12 protein-coding genes are annotated in these 14,913 nt (G+C 69.2%); 10 read left to right on the top strand and 2 right to left on the bottom strand.

Annotated elements, in window-relative coordinates:
• Window positions 1-108 precede the first annotated feature (108 nt).
• Window positions 109-1,086 carry a LysR family transcriptional regulator gene (locus tag MF270_RS03505; RefSeq protein WP_238364473.1) on the bottom strand — a complete coding sequence of 326 codons (978 nt, stop codon included), beginning with the start codon at window positions 1,084-1,086 and terminating at the stop codon, window positions 109-111.
• 171 nt (window positions 1,087-1,257) lie between these two features.
• Between MF270_RS03505 and MF270_RS03500 the strand changes: the two genes are divergently transcribed.
• The 4 genes from MF270_RS03500 (at window position 1,258) to MF270_RS03485 (ending at window position 6,350) form a co-directional block, all read left to right on the top strand.
• On the top strand, window positions 1,258-4,080 hold the full coding sequence (locus tag MF270_RS03500; RefSeq protein WP_238364472.1) for a molybdopterin oxidoreductase family protein: 2,823 nt from the start codon (window positions 1,258-1,260) through the stop codon (window positions 4,078-4,080).
• Between the two features lie 84 nt (window positions 4,081-4,164).
• Window positions 4,165-4,701 carry a DUF6882 domain-containing protein gene (locus MF270_RS03495; RefSeq protein ID WP_238364471.1) on the top strand — a complete coding sequence of 179 codons (537 nt, stop codon included), beginning with the start codon at window positions 4,165-4,167 and terminating at the stop codon, window positions 4,699-4,701.
• Between the two features lie 16 nt (window positions 4,702-4,717).
• A complete protein-coding gene (locus MF270_RS03490) occupies window positions 4,718-5,446 on the top strand; it encodes a 4Fe-4S dicluster domain-containing protein (protein WP_238364470.1) in 729 nt (242 codons plus the stop codon).
• A 1-nt stretch (window position 5,447) separates the two neighbouring features.
• Entirely contained in the window at window positions 5,448-6,350 is a 903-nt protein-coding gene (locus MF270_RS03485; protein ID WP_238364469.1) for a dimethyl sulfoxide reductase anchor subunit family protein, read from the top strand.
• Between the two features lie 289 nt (window positions 6,351-6,639).
• On the opposite strand, the gene MF270_RS03480 is transcribed toward MF270_RS03485, so the two are convergent.
• A complete protein-coding gene (locus MF270_RS03480) occupies window positions 6,640-7,647 on the bottom strand; it encodes a glycosyl transferase family protein (RefSeq protein ID WP_238364468.1) in 1,008 nt (335 codons plus the stop codon).
• Between the two features lie 117 nt (window positions 7,648-7,764).
• Here MF270_RS03480 and cysG point away from each other — a divergent pair, with 117 nt between their 5' ends.
• The 6 genes from cysG to nagA all read left to right on the top strand — a co-directional run bounded on the left by cysG (window position 7,765) and on the right by nagA (window position 14,425).
• Window positions 7,765-9,192, top strand: a complete 1,428-nt coding sequence (gene cysG / locus MF270_RS03475) for a siroheme synthase CysG (protein ID WP_238364467.1) — start codon at window positions 7,765-7,767, stop codon at window positions 9,190-9,192.
• Between the two features lie 60 nt (window positions 9,193-9,252).
• A complete protein-coding gene (locus MF270_RS03470) occupies window positions 9,253-9,465 on the top strand; it encodes a heavy-metal-associated domain-containing protein (protein WP_238364466.1) in 213 nt (70 codons plus the stop codon).
• Window positions 9,466-9,552: 87 nt separating this feature from the next.
• A complete protein-coding gene (locus MF270_RS03465; protein ID WP_238364465.1) occupies window positions 9,553-12,030 on the top strand; it encodes a heavy metal translocating P-type ATPase in 2,478 nt (825 codons plus the stop codon).
• Complete coding sequence (cueR, locus tag MF270_RS03460; RefSeq protein WP_238364464.1) at window positions 12,027-12,425, top strand: Cu(I)-responsive transcriptional regulator; 399 nt, start codon at window positions 12,027-12,029, stop codon at window positions 12,423-12,425. Before MF270_RS03465 ends, cueR begins: the two co-directional genes overlap by 4 nt.
• 39 nt (window positions 12,426-12,464) lie before the next feature.
• Entirely contained in the window at window positions 12,465-13,310 is an 846-nt protein-coding gene (locus MF270_RS03455; RefSeq protein WP_238364463.1) for a glucosamine kinase nucleotide-binding domain-containing protein, read from the top strand.
• Window positions 13,307-14,425 (top strand): N-acetylglucosamine-6-phosphate deacetylase, encoded by a 1,119-nt coding sequence (gene nagA / locus MF270_RS03450; protein WP_238364462.1) that lies wholly within the window; start codon window positions 13,307-13,309, stop codon window positions 14,423-14,425. The genes MF270_RS03455 and nagA overlap by 4 nt, the downstream gene beginning before the upstream one ends.
• Window positions 14,426-14,913: the final 488 nt, after the last annotated feature.

Raw genomic sequence — 14,913 nt, 5'->3', positions numbered from 1 at the left:
TTCTTAAATACCTTCGGGGGTCGCCCTTGTCGCGCCATTGGTCCGAGAGACAATGGCGACGGGGCAGACGGCCCCCACGCAGCTCTCAACATGCACTGACGGCAAAGGTCACACCGGCAAAGGCAACAAGTCCATCCGCACCCGCCCGTTGTCATACTGGTCCCGCATGAAGCCGCAGATCGCCTTCTGGAACTCCGCAAACGGCTTCAGCGACAACAGGTGCCGCGGCATGCAGAACACCGCGTCGCGCGTCACCTCGTTCAGCGCATAGGTGCGGATGCGAGACCGCATCTGGTCGGAGAGGTTGGGGATCAGCGAGACCGGGCAATGGCAGGTGGCGATCCCGCCGGCGGTGATGTCTACCGCCGCCTGGTGGGTCATGCAGGAAAAATAGGGCAGGGCAAAGGGCAGGTGCTCGCGGAACCAGGTGTCCGAGATCCCGTGCCAGGGCACCACGCTGGTCGTCACGTCCACGTAGCGTTTCAGCGCATCCGCCTCGGGGCCGGGGGCGTCGCCACGCAGCACGGCGGCGACGCTCTCTTCGGGGACCGAGGCGGGGACGACCCAGACGATCTGGTCGGTGAACAGCCGCTCGACCGCCAGCGTGTTGCCGCGATCCTCCACGCTGGCCGCGCTGACCACGGCGCAGTTGATCTTGCGCGTCTCCATCATCTCGACGATCTCTTCGCTGTCGATCCCCCAGACGAATTCAAAGCGCGAGAACTTGCCCTGCTGCAGCGCGATCCGGGCCGCGCCCTCGATGAAATGCCCGCGCAGGGACGGAGGCGTGCCGACGCGGATCGCCAGCCGGTCGGTGCCGAAGGTGTTGCGGTGCGTCTCCTCGGCCTCGGTCATGCGGCCCAGCACGTCCTTGGCGGTGCGGAACCAGAACTCGCCCGCCGCCGTCAGCTCGATCGCCTTGGACCGCTTGCGGAGGAGAAGCTGGCAGCCCAATTCCTCCTCGAACTTGGCGATCTGCTGCGAGATCGTCGGCTGCGACAGCCCGGTCAGCCGCGTGGCCTTGCCGATGCCGCCGGCGACGACGACGGCGTGCAGCACTTCGAGATGTTTAAGGTTGATGGTCATGGCGCCTCCTGCGCGCAGATCAATCGAACTGATTGGCAAAGTCAATAAGCTGAACTGGACTCATCCAATAAGATTGGCACTATAAACTGGATATGCTTTGATCGCCCCATGACGCCCATGAACGATGCGCCGCAAGCGGTTGAGCCAAGAGGGTTTTCCCCCGGATGACAGATGAGTGACCAGCGCGCGGCGGCCCGGCCTTCGCCCAAGGTGTCGGACGAGATTCGCCAGACCACCTGCTACATGTGCGCCTGCCGCTGCGGCATCAACGTGCATCTGGACGGCGGCAAGGTGCGCTATATCGAGGGCAATCGCGACCACCCGGTCAATCGCGGCGTGCTCTGCGCCAAGGGCTCGGCCGGGATCATGCAGCACTATTCGCCCGCGCGCCTGCGGGCACCGCTCAAGCGCGTCGGCCCGCGCGGGTCTGGGCAGTTCGAGGAGATCGGCTGGGACGAGGCGCTTTCCATCGCCGCCGGCTGGCTGGCCCCGCTGCGCGAGACGGCGCCGGAAAAGCTGGCCTTCTTCACCGGCCGTGACCAGAGCCAGTCGTTCACCGGCTGGTGGGCGCAGGCCTTCGGCACGCCCAATTACGCGGCGCACGGGGGCTTTTGTTCCGTGAACATGGCGGCGGCGGGCATCTACACCATGGGCGGCGCCTTCTGGGAATTCGGCCAGCCGGATTGGGAGCGCACGAAGCTTTGCATGATCTTCGGCGTGGCCGAGGACCATGACAGCAACCCGATCAAGATCGGCCTTGGCCAGCTGAAGGCGCGGGGCGGGCGGGTGATCGGAGTGAACCCCGTGCGCACCGGCTACAACGCCATCGCCGACGATTGGGTCGGGATCACGCCGGGCACCGACGGGCTGTTCATCCTGTCGCTGATCCACGAGCTTCTGTGCGCCGGGAAGGTCGATCTCGACTACCTCTGCCGCTACACCAACGCCGGGTTCCTCGTGCATGACGGCGACGGCGCGGGGCGGGGCCTGTTCCTGCGGGGCGACGACGGCAAGCCGCTGGTCATCGACCGCGCCACCGGCAAGCCCGCGCCCTACGACGCGCCGGGCGTCAAACCCGCGCTGACCCAGACCCTGCGGCAGGCGGGCGTGAGCTATCGCCCGGTGTTCCAGCTGCTCGCCGAAACCTACATGGACGCGCAATACGCGCCCGAGGCGGTGGCCGGGCGCTGCGGCATCCCCGCCGCGCGCATCCGGTCGATCGCGGCGGAATTGGCGCGGGTCGCTTTCGACGAAGAGATCGTGCTGAACCGCCCCTGGACCGACTGGAAGGGCGAGCGGCACCAGACCATGATCGGCCGTCCCGTCAGCTTTCACGCCATGCGCGGGATCAGCGCCCATTCCAACGGCTTCCAGACCGCCCGCGCGCTGCATGTGCTGCAGATCGTGCTGGGCAGCGTCGAAACCCCCGGCGGCTTCCGTTTCAAGCCGCCCTATCCCAAGCCGCCCGAGGCGCATCCGCGGCCCCATGCCGGGGCCACGCCCGGCCAGCCGCTGGACGGGCCGCACCTGGGCTATCCGCTGGGGCCCGAGCACCTGTTGCTCGACCCGCAAGGCCAGCCCAAGCGGATCGACAAGGCGTTCAGCTGGGAAAACCCGCTCTCGGCCCATGGCCTTATGCATATGGTCATCGCCAATGCCCATGCGGGCGATCCGTACCGGATCGACACGCTGTTTCTTTACATGGCGAACATGGCGTGGAACTCGTCGATGAACACGGCACAGGTCATCGACATGCTGACCGACACCGACGAAAGCGGGGAGTATGTCATTCCGCGCATCATCTACTCGGACGCGTATAGTTCCGAGATGGTGGCCTATGCCGACCTGATCCTGCCCGACACGACCTATCTCGAGCGGCACGATTGCATCAGCTTGCTCGACCGCCCGATCTGCGAGGCGGATGCCGCCGCCGATGCGATCCGCTGGCCGGTGGTCGAGCCGGACCGCGACGTGAAGGGCTTCCAGTCCGCGCTGATCGAACTGGGGGTGCGGCTGGGCCTGCCGGGCTTTGTCGATGCCAAGGGCGACGCGGTCTACGAGGATTACGCGGACTATATCGTCAACCACCAGCGCCGCCCCGGTGTCGGCCCGCTGGCCGGCTGGCGTGGCGATGGCACCGGGGCAGGGCGCGGCGCGCCGAATCCTGAGCAATTGCAGCGCTACATCGACAACGGCGGCTTCTGGATCAGCCATATCCCCGAAGAGGCGCAGTTCTTCAAACCCTGGAACGCCGCGTATCAAGGCTGGGCGGTGGAGCGCGGGATCTTCGACGCGCCGCAGCCCTACGTCTTCAACCTCTGGCTCGAGCCGCTGGCCAGGTTCCAGCGCGCCGCCGAAGGGCATGGCGACCGCCAGCCGCCCGACCACTTACGCGACCGGATCAAGCGCTGCTTTACCCCGCTGCCCAGTTGGTACCCGCCCTTCGAAGGGGAGACGGTCGACCTTGCCGATTTCCCCCTGCACGCGATCACCCAGCGTCCGATGCACATGTATCATTCCTGGGGCAGCCAGAACGCTTGGCTGCGGCAGATCACCAACGTCAACAAGCTCTTCGTGCCCGGCGACATCTGGGAGGCGCAGGGGTTTGCCGAAGGCGACTGGGCGTATCTCACGTCCCATCACGGCCGCATCAAGGTGCCGGTCGCGCGGATGGATGCGGTCAACGGCCAGACGCTCTGGACCTGGAACGCCATCGGCAAGAAGCGCGGCGCCTGGGCATTGTCCGAGAACGCGCCCGAGGCCACCGACGGCTTTCTTCTGAACCACCTCATCGCTGAGCTTCTGCCGCCCAAGGGCGACGGGCTGCGCTGGGCGAATTCCGACCCGATCACCGGCCAGGCCGCCTGGTTCGACCTGCGCGTGCGGATCGAGCGCGCCACGACCCGCGGCCCGTCCGAGCCGCGCCTGCCCGCGCAGAAAAGCCCGGTCGGGCAGGGCCCGGACCGGCTGACCTACGGAGACGATTTCACATGACCCGGAAAATCCTTGGCGCGGCCATAAAGGATTCACCAATTCGTGGCATGACTGACGTCCAACGAACAGACGGAGGGCAGGACCATGTGCAATCACGGGGCGAATGCGATCTACCTCGCGCCGGACGGGACAGAACCGGTGCTGGCCCCGCAACCCGCCGATTTCACCGCGCTGTTGCGCGACGCCTGCACCGAGGTGACCGACAGCAGCGTGGCGCTTTACGACGCCTTCCGCATCTCGGACCCCGGCGGGCGCTGGGACATGGACGTGGAGGCGGGGCTGTTTACCTTTACCCATGCCGACGGGGCGCGCTGCCGGGCGGGCTTCGACATCATCGGCTCCTGGATCGAGGGGTCGGGCAGCTGGATGTGGGGCTGGGCGCTGCCCGAGACGCATATCACCATCGAAACGCGCCAGGCGGCCGATACGGCGCGCGCCTATGGCCGGGCGCATGGCTTTCAGCCGCTGACCGAAAGGATGCTTGCCGTCCCGATCGAGGAAGCCTGGCACCTGACCAACATCGCCGCCCGGCTGGCGGGGCGGCCCATGGTCTATTCCGCGCCGGTGAACGGCAAGGTGCGGCTGTTCTTTGCCATCGGGCCGCTCGCCTGGGTGCACTGAGCCGCGGGGGCCGGGCATGACCGGCCTTCCCGACCGCACCGAGGCCAAGCTGGGCCTCGTCATCGACCTGGATACCTGCGTCGGTTGCCACGCCTGCGTGGTCAATTGCAAGGAATGGAACACTTCCGGCCATGGCGCGCCGCTGTCCGACCAGGACCCCTACGGCGCGGACCCGTCGGGCACCTTCCTCAACCGCGTGCACAGCTTCGAGGTGCAGCCCGAGAGCGGATGCGCCCAGGTCACCCATTTCCCGAAATCCTGCCTGCATTGCGAGGACGCGCCCTGCGTCACCGTCTGCCCCACCGGTGCCAGCTACAAGCGCACCGAGGACGGGATCGTGCTGGTGGACGAGGGCGATTGCATGGGCTGCGGCCTCTGCGCCTGGGCCTGCCCCTATGGCGCGCGCGAGCTGGACCTGGCGGCCGGCGTGATGAAGAAATGCACGCTCTGCATCGACCGGATCTACAACGACAACATCCCCGAAGTAGACCGCGTCCCCGCCTGCGTGCGCACCTGCCCGGCCGGCGCGCGGCATTTCGGTGATTTCGCGGACCCCGAGAGCAACGTCTCGCGGCTGGTGGCCGCGCGGGGCGGCATGGACCTGATGCCCGAACAGGGCACACGCCCCGTGAACAAGTACCTGCCGCCCCGCCTCAAGGGCAGCGTCGAAGCGCAGCTTGAGCCCGTGGCCGAAGAGCCGAAGGGCCTGCTGGCCTGGATCGACCGCGCGCTGGGGGCGCTTTGACATGCATCCGGCGCCTTCCGTCATCTTCTTCACCGCCTTTTCCGGGCTCGGCTTCGGGCTCTTGGCCTTTCTCGGGCTCGGGATGCCGGATGTCTCCGGCTGGGTGGCCTTTGCCTTCTTCTTCATCGGCTATGCGCTGGCGGTGGGGGGGCTTCTGGCCTCGGTCTTCCACCTCGCCAACCCGAAGAACGCGGTGAAGGCCTTCTCGCAATGGCGCACCTCCTGGCTATCGCGCGAAGGAGTCTTGTCGGTCGCGGCCCTGCTGATCGTGGCGCCCGTGGCGCTGGGCCGGATGCTGCTCGAGGCGCCGGGGCAGGCGCTCTGGCTGGGCCCGGTCGGCTGGCTGGGCGCGGTGCTGAGCCTCGGCACGGTGCTTTGCACGGCGATGATCTACACCCAGCTGCGGGCGGTGCCGCGTTGGAACATGCGGCTGACCCCGGCGCTGTTCCTGTCGAACGCGCTGGCCGGCGGGGCGCTGCTGGCGGGGCAGGTCCGGCTTGCGGGTGTGCTGATGCTTGTGCTCGGCGCCGTTCAGATCGCCGCCTGGATCAAGGGCGACACGCGTTTTGCCGAAGCGGGCAGCACGATGGAGACGGCCACCGGCCTCGGCCCCATCGGCCGCGTCCGCCTGCTCGAGCCGCCGCATGCGGGCGAGAATTACCTGCTGCGCGAGATGGGGTTCCGGGTGGCGCGCAAACATGCGCTGAAACTGCGCTGGATTGCGCTGGGGCTGATGTGCGCGCTGCCGGCGGTGCTGCTGCTGGCCTTCCCGGCCGGGCATGCGTTGGCACTGGTCGCGGTGCCGAGCCATGTGGCCGGGCTGCTGGCCGCGCGCTGGCTGTTCTTTGCCCAGGCCGAGCATGTGCAGGCGCTGTACTACGGGCGTGGGCCGGCCAAGGTCTGATGTCCTGCCTTGGTGACGATGCACCCCGTGCGGAATCAAGGCCGAAGGCCGCCGCGCGAGCGCCAGTCCGCCCCACCGGGCTGGCGCTTGGCAACCGTCTCGCCCACCGGGAGAGGTCGTTCGGACTTGGCGGGGATAAAGTGCCCCGTTCAAGCGTTTCAGCGCCACCCCGCGGACTGGCCCTTGCACGGCTCCGCATTGCGAGGCCATGCCGCAGAATCGCGCGCTCTCAGCTCAGCGCGCGTCGTTGAGGTTGCGCACTGCGCGATCTGTGGGACTTTCTAACCCCTCAGGCCGCCACCAACCGCGCCCGGTCGCGCGCCTGCCAGAGCCCGCGCGCCTGCGCCTCGGCGTCGACGATCGACCGCGTCAGACCCATGCAGCGCAGCGCCATGGCCAGCGTGCCGATGGCCGCCGCCTCGCCGTAGGCATGGGTGATCTCGCCGCGCCAGACGCCGAGCAACAGGGCCGGGTCCATCTCTTCCTCCGCCGGGGCATGGCCGTTCGGCAGCAGGGCGGGCCAGGTCTCGACCCGGGCATCGGCGGTGCCTTCCGTGGTCCAGACCTCGACCGGCTTGTTGGGCCGACGCTCGATCTCGCCGCCTTCGCCGCGGAACACGGCGCAACGATGGATCGCCAGCGCCTGCGCCGCGCCCGCGTGGATGTCCATGAAGCCGCGGTGGAAGATCCCCTGCATCACCGCCGGCGCGTCGAACGGGTTCAAAAGGCGCGAGAACGAATGCACCGGGGACCGCAGGCCAAGGATGGGCCGCAGCTCGATCAGTTCGCGCAGCTTGGGGCTCATCGCCTCGAGCGGCAGGTAAGAGAAGCCCTGTGCCTTGATCTGTGCCCCGGCCTCACCAAGCGAAGTCGAGACCGGCAGCCCCAGCGCGGTCAGCACGTCGCGGGTGTAAAGCCGCCCGGCGGTGTGGCCTTCGGTCCCGTGCAGGCAGACCCGGTGGCCCGCACCGACCAGCGCCAGCACCGACAGCAGGAACCACGGCAGCTGCGTGCGCTTGCCGGCATAGGACGACCAGTCCAGATCGACCAGCGGCGCATCGGGCGGCTTGCGGAACGTGTCCCGCGTGCCGTCGACGAAACCGGCGATCTCTTCGGGGCTCTCCTCCTTGAGGCGGAGCAGCATGAGATAGGCGCCGATCTGTTCGGGCAGGGCTTCGCCGCGCAGGATCATCGCCATCGACTCGCGGGCCTCGGCCCGGGTCAGGTGGCGCTGCTTGGTCTTGCCGCGCCCGAGGATGGCGACGAATTGGGCAAAGGGGTGAGGTTCACTGAGCATGGTCACAGGATAGGCCGCTTCGCGCGCCGGGGCAAAGGCGATCTCTTGCCACTTTGGCGCAATCGGTGGACAAGCGCCGGGGTTGCCTGCGATTGTTGCCGGGCAAAGGAGAAGACCATGGATTACCTGCCGATTTTCCTCGATCTCAAGGGCAGAAAAGTGCTCATCGATGGCGGCACGGCCGTCGCGGCGCGCCGCGCGGCGCGCGTGCTCGAGGCGGGGGGCGAGGTGGTCATCTGCGACTCGGACCCGGGCCCCGAGGTGCAGGCGCTGCGTGGGGCGGTGACGCGGGTTGCGCGGGCGGCCGAGCCGGGCGACCTGGTCGGCTGCGTGCTGGCCTATGGCGCCTCGCGCGATCCGGAGCGGGACGCGGCGCTGCGCGCCTCGGCCAAGGTCGCGGGGGTCCTCAGCAACATCGCCGACATCACCGAGGCGGGCGATTTTGTCGTCCCGTCGATCGTCGACCGCGCGCCGATCACCGTGGCGATCACCACCGGCGGCGCGGCCCCGCCCATCGCCCGCATCCTGCGCGCCCGGATCGAGGCGACGCTGCCGCGCGGTTTCGGCGCGCTGGGCGCCTTCATGGGACGGTTCAAGGACCAGATCGCCGCCGCGATCCCCGACGGCAAGCGCCGTCGCCGTTTCTACGAGGGGCTGATCGAGGGGCCGGCGGGCGATTTCTTCCTGGCGGGCGACGAGATGCGGGCCGAGCAGCAGATCGCCATGGAACTGGGCGCCGGAGAGGGCACCCCGGCGCAGGGCGAGGTCTACCTGGTCGGCGCGGGGCCGGGCGATCCGGACCTTCTGACCTTCAAGGCGCTGCGCCTGATGCAGCGCGCCGACGTGGTGCTCTATGATGCGCTGGTGAGCCCGGCGATCATGGACCTCGTCAGCCCCGACGCGAAACGGGTCTATGTTGGCAAGCGCCGCGCGGACCATGCCGTCCCGCAGGAGGGCATTTCCGAGATGCTCGTGCGGCTGGCGCAGGAGGGCAACCGGGTGCTGCGCCTCAAGGGGGGCGATCCCTTCATCTTTGGCCGTGGCGGCGAAGAGATCGCGCGGCTGGCCGAGGCCGGGATCGGCTTTCAGGTGGTACCGGGGATCACGGCGGCCGCCGGCTGCGGCGCCTATGCGGGCATCCCGCTGACCCATCGCGACCACGCGCAATCGGCGGTCTTTGTCACCGGCCATGGCAAGGACGGGATGCTCGAGCTCGACTGGCAAGTGCTGATCCGCAAGGGCCAGACGGCGGCGATCTACATGGGGCTGGGCAACCTGCCGGCGCTGATCGACGGCTTCCTGACCCGGGGCGTGCCCGCCGACATGCCCGTCGCGGTGATCGAGAACGGCACCCTGCCGACGCAGAAGGTCGCGACCGGCACGCTGGCGGATATCGAGGGCGCCGTGGCCGATCAGCAGATCAAGGGCCCGGCGGTCATCATCGTCGGCAGCGTCGTGCGCCTGCGCGACACGCTGAACTGGGTGCATCACCGGTCCGAGGCGCGGGGCCTCGACGTGGTCCCCGAGGCGTCGCTGGGCGTGTGACCTCTTGCGCCGCGCGCGACGCGGCGCCACATCCTTGGCGACAGAATGTAGGAGCGAAAGATGGCGCTTGAAACCCTGACCCTCACCGTGACCGGCATGACCTGCGGGAACTGCGTGAAACATGCGACCTCGGCGCTGACCGGCGTCGCGGGCGTGCGATCAGCCGCGGTGACGCTTGATCCCGGCCGGGCCGTGGTGACTCATGACGGGGCCGACACGGGCGCGCTGATCGCCGCGCTTGCGGAAGAGGGCTACACCGGCCAGCCTGCCTGAGCGGGAAAGATCGCAAACGGCCCTTGACCTTCCAGTAAGTGGAAACCTTATCTGGTATCGGGAGAACCGATTCTGAGAGGATTCCCCATGTCTGCCGCAGCCCCGTCCACCTTGAGTTTCCACATCGATGGCATGTCCTGCGCCGCCTGTGCGGGCCGTGCCGAACGCGCATTGGACCGGATCGAGGGCGTAACCGACGCCTCGGTCAACTTGGCTGGCGAGAGCGGAAAGGTCCGGTTTGACGGCCCGGCAAACGCAGGCGCCGTGATCGCCGCGCTTGAGACCGCAGGCTACCCCGCCCGCATCGCCGAGGTCGAGCTGGAGGTCGAGGGCATGTCCTGCGCCTCGTGCGTCGGCCGGGTCGACAAGGCGCTGGCCGCGGTACCGGGGGTGCTGGAGGCGACGGTGAACCTCGCCTCGGAAACCGCGCGGGTGCGCTATTTCGACGGACAGGTGGCGCTGGCCGACCTCTTGGCCGCGACGCAGGCCATCGGCTACCCGGCCAAGCCCCGCGATGCCGAGGTCAACGCGCCCACCACCGACCGCAAGGCGGCCGAAGCGGAGGCGCTGTCGCGCAAGATGTGGCTGGCCGCCGCTCTGACGCTGCCTGTCTTCGTGGTCGAGATGGGCGGGCATCTCTATCCGCCGTTCCACCATTGGGTCATGGCGACCATCGGCCAGCAGACCTCGTGGGTGCTGCAATTTCTCCTGACCGCCATCGTGTTGGCCGGGCCGGGCCGGCTGTTCTATGCAAAGGGCATTCCGGCGCTCTTGCGCGGCGCGCCCGACATGAATGCGCTGGTGGCCGTCGGCACGCTGGCGGCCTTCGGCTATTCCTCGGTGGCGACCTTTGCCCCCGGCCTGCTGCCCGACACCGCCCGCGCGGTCTATTTCGAGGCGGCGGCGGTGATCGTCGTGCTGATCCTGCTGGGTCGCACGCTCGAGGCCCGCGCCAAGGGCCGCACGGGCGAGGCGATCCGCCGTCTCGTCGGTCTGCGCCCCGACACGGCGATTGTCCTGCGCGATGGCGCGCAGGTCGAGGTTCCGGTCGACACCGTGGCCACGGGTGACACCCTGCTGATCCGCCCCGGCACCCGCGTCCCGGTCGATGCCGAGGTGCTGGACGGCCAAAGCTTCGTCGACGAATCCATGCTGACGGGCGAACCGATCCCGGTCGGCAAGGGGCGGGGCGATGCCATCACCGGCGGCACGGTGAACGGTGCGGGTGCGCTGACCGTGCGGGCCACGGCCGTCGGCGCGGGCACCACGCTGTCGCGCATCATCCACATGGTCGAGGATGCCCAGGCCGCCAAGCTGCCGATCCAGGGCCTCGTCGACCGGATCACCCTGTGGTTCGTGCCCGCCGTCATGGGGCTGGCGCTGCTGACGGTCCTTGTCTGGCTGGTCTTCGGCCCCGCACCCGCGCTGACCCATGCGCTGGTCGCCGGGGTTTCGGTGCTGATCATCGCCTGCCCCTGTGCCATGGGCCTTGCCACGCCGACCTCGATCATGGTCGGCACGGGGCGGGCGGCCGAGATGGGCGTGCTGTTCCGCAAAGGCGACGCGCTGCAGGCACTTGAGGGGGTCGAGGTCGTCGCTTTCGACAAGACCGGCACGCTGACCCAGGGCAAGCCGGAACTGACCGACGTGGAGCTGCACGGCGATTGGACCCGTGACGCCCTGCTGCGCATCGCGGCGGCGGCCGAGAGTGCTTCCGAGCATCCGGTCGCGCGGGCCGTGGTGGCGGCGGCCCCGCAAGGGGGCGACAGCGTGGTGGAAGGCTTCACCTCGGTCACCGGCTACGGCATCGCGGCCCGCGTGGACGGGCGCGAGGTGCGCATCGGCGCGCTGCGCTACATGGTGCGCGAAGGCATCGCGGCGACCGAGCCCGCTTTCGTCGGCGCCGGTCACACGCCGCTCTATGTCGCCATCGATGGCGCTTTGGCGGGCGTGCTGGGCGTATCGGACCCGGTCAAGCCGGGCGCGAAGGAGGCCATTGCCGCGCTCAAGGCCCAGGGCCTGCGCGTGGCGATGATCACCGGCGACACCCGGGCGACGGCGAGTGCCATCGCAGGCCAGCTTGGCATCGACGAAGTGGTGGCCGAGGTCCTGCCCGAGGGCAAGGTCGACGCCGTCAAGGGCCTGCAGGCGCAGGGCCGGGTCGCCTTCGTCGGCGACGGGATCAACGACGCCCCCGCCCTGGCCGCCGCCGACGTTGGCCTCGCCATCGGCACCGGCACTGACGTGGCCGTGGAAACCGCCGACGTTGTGCTCATGTCCGGCGCCATCCAGGGTGTCGTGAACGCCGTGGCCCTGTCGCGCGCGACGCTGCGCAACATCCGCCAGAACCTTGGCTGGGCCTTCGGCTACAACGTGCTGCTGATCCCGGTCGCGGCGGGCGTCTTCTACCCGGCGTTCGGCTGGATGCTCTCGCCGATGCTGGGGGCCGGGGCCATGGCGCTGTCCTCGGTCTTTGTGCTGACCAACGCGCTGCGCCTGCGCTTCGTGTGCCCGGTCCTTGCCGACCGGGCGGGCGCGGCCAGCTACACGGAAGCAACCGCATGAACATCTCGGACGTCGCAAAAGCCAGCGGGCTGCCCGCCAAGACCATCCGATATTACGAGGACATCGGGCTGATCCAGCCCAAGCGGTCGTCCAACGGCTACCGTGCCTGCGACGACAGCGACCTGCACCGGCTGGCCTTCATCGGCCGGGCGCGGGGACTGGGGTTCTCGATCGAGGATTGCCGCGAGCTGATGGCGTTTTATGCCGACCGGGATCGCGCCAGCGCCGACGTCAAGCAACTGGCCGAGGATCACCTGGCCCGGATCGACGTACGGTTGGCGGAGCTGAGGCAGATGCGGGACACGCTGGCGCATCTCGTCCACGCCTGCCACGGCGACGACCGGCCCGATTGCCCGATCCTGTCGGACCTGTCGGACGGGCTGGCGCGCGCCTGAGCCCTTGCGCTTTGGCCGCGCTTGGGCCTTGGTGCGCCTATGACCAACGCTCCGATCCCTGACCATGCCGCCGTCGATGGCGGCGGCACCGGCTGCCGCGTGGCGCTGGTGATCGCCGGCCACAGGTACGAGGCGACGGGCGGGCCGGCCAATGTCTCGGCCGACCTGCCGGGGGCGCTGGCCAACATCCGCGCGGCGATCCGCGAGGCGGCGGCACAGGCGGGCGTTTCGGGCGCGGCGCTGGGGGCGCTGCCCTGGCATTTCGCGCTGGCCGGGGTGTTGTCCGACGCCCACATGGCCCAGGTCCGCGACGGCTTTCCCGGCTGGCGGATGGGCGTTTCGGACGACCGGCTTTCTACCGTGATCGGCGCGCTGGGCGCGGGCGATGGGGCCGTGATCTCGACCGGCACCGGGTCGTTCCTGGCGGCGCAGCAGGGTGGCGCGGTGCGTTACATCGGCGGCTGGGGCGTGGTGCTGGGCGACGAGGCCTCGGGCGCCTGGCTGGGCCGCGCGGCGCTGGCCGCGAGCCTGCGCGCGGTGGACGGGCTGGAGCCCGAGGGGGCGCTCTACCGCGCCGTGATGGCCCGGTGCGGCGATGCGAACGCCGTGGTCGCCTTGGCCATGTCGGCGCGGTCCTCCGAACTGGCGCAACATGCCGGGCTGGTTTTCGAGACGGCCGAGGACCCGACGGCACGGGCGATCCTCGACCAGGGCGCCGATTACCTGCGGCGCGGTCTGGGTGCGTTGGGCTGGGTGCCGGGGCATAGGCTCTGCTGGCTGGGCGGGCTGGCGACCTCGTGGCAGGCGCAGATGCCGGAGCTGACCGTCAGCCCGCCCGGTGGCGGGCCGCTGGACGGCGCGCTCAGCCTGGCGCGGCGCGCATGAGCCGGGTGCTGCGCGGGGCGCGCATCTTTGACGGCGAGCGCCTGCTGGACGGCCACGAGCTGGTGCTGGAGGGCGAGACGATCGCCGCGATCCGCCCGGAAACCGATGCACTGGCTGAAGAGACCTCCGGCATCCTCATGCCCGGTTTCGTCGATCTGCAGGTGAACGGCGGCGGCGGCGTGATGCTGGGCGATGCGCCCTCCGTCGCCACCCTGCGGCGCATGGCCGAGGCGCATATGGCGCTGGGCTGCGCCGCGATCCTGCCGACGTTGATCACTGCCGACCGCGCCACCACAAGCGCTGCCATCGCCGCCGCGACCGAGGCGTGCCGGCAGGGCGTGCCGGGCATCGCGGGTCTGCATCTCGAGGGGCCGCACCTCGATCCGCGCCGCAAGGGGGCGCATTCCGAACGCCTCATCCGGCCGATGGAGGACGCGGATCTCGCGACCTACCTCGACGCGGCCAGGGCGCTGCCGTGCCTCAAGATCACCCTCGCGCCGGAAAGCGCGACCCCGGTGCAGATCGCCGCGCTGGCGGGGGCGGGCGTGCTGGTCTCGCTGGGCCACAGCGACTGCGACCAAGCCGGTGCGACGGCGGCCTTCGCCGCCGGGGCGCGCTGCGTCACGCATCTGTTCAACGCCATGTCGGGCCTTGGCCACCGGGCGCCCGGTCTCGTCGGCGCTGCGCTGGACGGGGATGTCGCCATGGGGATCATCGCCGACGGGCACCACGTCGACCCGGTCACCCTGCGCATCGCGCTGAGGGCGCGGGGCGGGCAGGGGGCGTTCCTGGTCAGCGACGCCATGGCCGTGGCGGGGACGGATCTGGCGGACTTCACGCTCGACGGGCGCGAGATCCGGCGGCAGGGCGGTCGGCTGACGCTGGCCGATGGCACGCTGGCGGGGGCCGACCTCGACCTTGCCCGCGCCATCGCGGTGATGACCGGCGATGTCGGCTGGCCGCTGCCCGAGGTGCTGGCCATGGCCACCCGCCGTCCGGCTGCGCTGATCGGTCGCGACGACCTCGGCCGGCTGGCGCCGGGCCTTTCGGCGCCGGTGATCTGCCTGGCACCGGATGGCGGCCTGCACCGTGTGTCCGGCCGCGCGGCGCGTTAACCAACATTTTTTCTAAAATGATTCGCGTTTCGTTGCGGTGGCTGTTTCCGCGACTGGCCTCAATACGTGCAATCGGCATGTTTGTTTCTCGTGGCGGGATAATCCGGCCCGCGACTGCCGCCCGGAGAGGCGCCCAATTCGTGCCACATTCCGGGCCGACGCCATTGTTTCAGGCCCGCGAACAGCCCGCGGGGCAGAGCGGCGGATTCCGGCCGGTTCGGTTGGATCGCCCCCCTGGCCTCGGTCGAATTTACCCAAAATTCGAAGGAAACCGGAAACAATGGCGGTTTTACAATTGTTGCCCATGCCGGGGATTGTGACGGAATCCAAGGGACTTCGGCGGTCAGTCTGCCCCATTCCTGTCATTTTCCGCTTTGTGGCGGAGCGGGCCGAGGGGTATCAAGGTGCCAGCCCAACTGGGGGGTTAAATCTGCTGGCCACGGGGGCGGCCACTGAACCGTTATGCATCCGCATGGGTGCAAGGGTGC

Origin of the sequence: Mesobacterium pallidum (assembly GCF_019966535.1) — a bacterium.
GTDB lineage: Bacteria > Pseudomonadota > Alphaproteobacteria > Rhodobacterales > Rhodobacteraceae > Mesobacterium > Mesobacterium pallidum.
Note: the sequence above shows the minus strand (reverse complement) of the source record. Positions and strands in the feature narration are given on the sequence as shown.

Bases quoted from the DNA above. Each gene is read 5' to 3' on its own strand.
- MF270_RS03495 (WP_238364471.1), top strand. From the start codon at position 4,165: ATGTGCAATCACGGGGCGAATGCGATCTACCTCGCGCCGGACGGGACA.
- cueR (WP_238364464.1), top strand. From the start codon at position 12,027: ATGAACATCTCGGACGTCGCAAAAGCCAGCGGGCTGCCCGCCAAGACC.
- MF270_RS03505 (WP_238364473.1), bottom strand. From the start codon at position 1,086: ATGACCATCAACCTTAAACATCTCGAAGTGCTGCACGCCGTCGTCGTC.
- MF270_RS03485 (WP_238364469.1), top strand. From the start codon at position 5,448: ATGCATCCGGCGCCTTCCGTCATCTTCTTCACCGCCTTTTCCGGGCTC.
- nagA (WP_238364462.1), top strand. From the start codon at position 13,307: ATGAGCCGGGTGCTGCGCGGGGCGCGCATCTTTGACGGCGAGCGCCTG.
- MF270_RS03500 (WP_238364472.1), top strand. From the start codon at position 1,258: ATGAGTGACCAGCGCGCGGCGGCCCGGCCTTCGCCCAAGGTGTCGGAC.
- MF270_RS03455 (WP_238364463.1), top strand. From the start codon at position 12,465: ATGACCAACGCTCCGATCCCTGACCATGCCGCCGTCGATGGCGGCGGC.
- MF270_RS03465 (WP_238364465.1), top strand. From the start codon at position 9,553: ATGTCTGCCGCAGCCCCGTCCACCTTGAGTTTCCACATCGATGGCATG.
- MF270_RS03480 (WP_238364468.1), bottom strand. From the start codon at position 7,647: ATGCTCAGTGAACCTCACCCCTTTGCCCAATTCGTCGCCATCCTCGGG.
- MF270_RS03490 (WP_238364470.1), top strand. From the start codon at position 4,718: ATGACCGGCCTTCCCGACCGCACCGAGGCCAAGCTGGGCCTCGTCATC.
- MF270_RS03470 (WP_238364466.1), top strand. From the start codon at position 9,253: ATGGCGCTTGAAACCCTGACCCTCACCGTGACCGGCATGACCTGCGGG.
- cysG (WP_238364467.1), top strand. From the start codon at position 7,765: ATGGATTACCTGCCGATTTTCCTCGATCTCAAGGGCAGAAAAGTGCTC.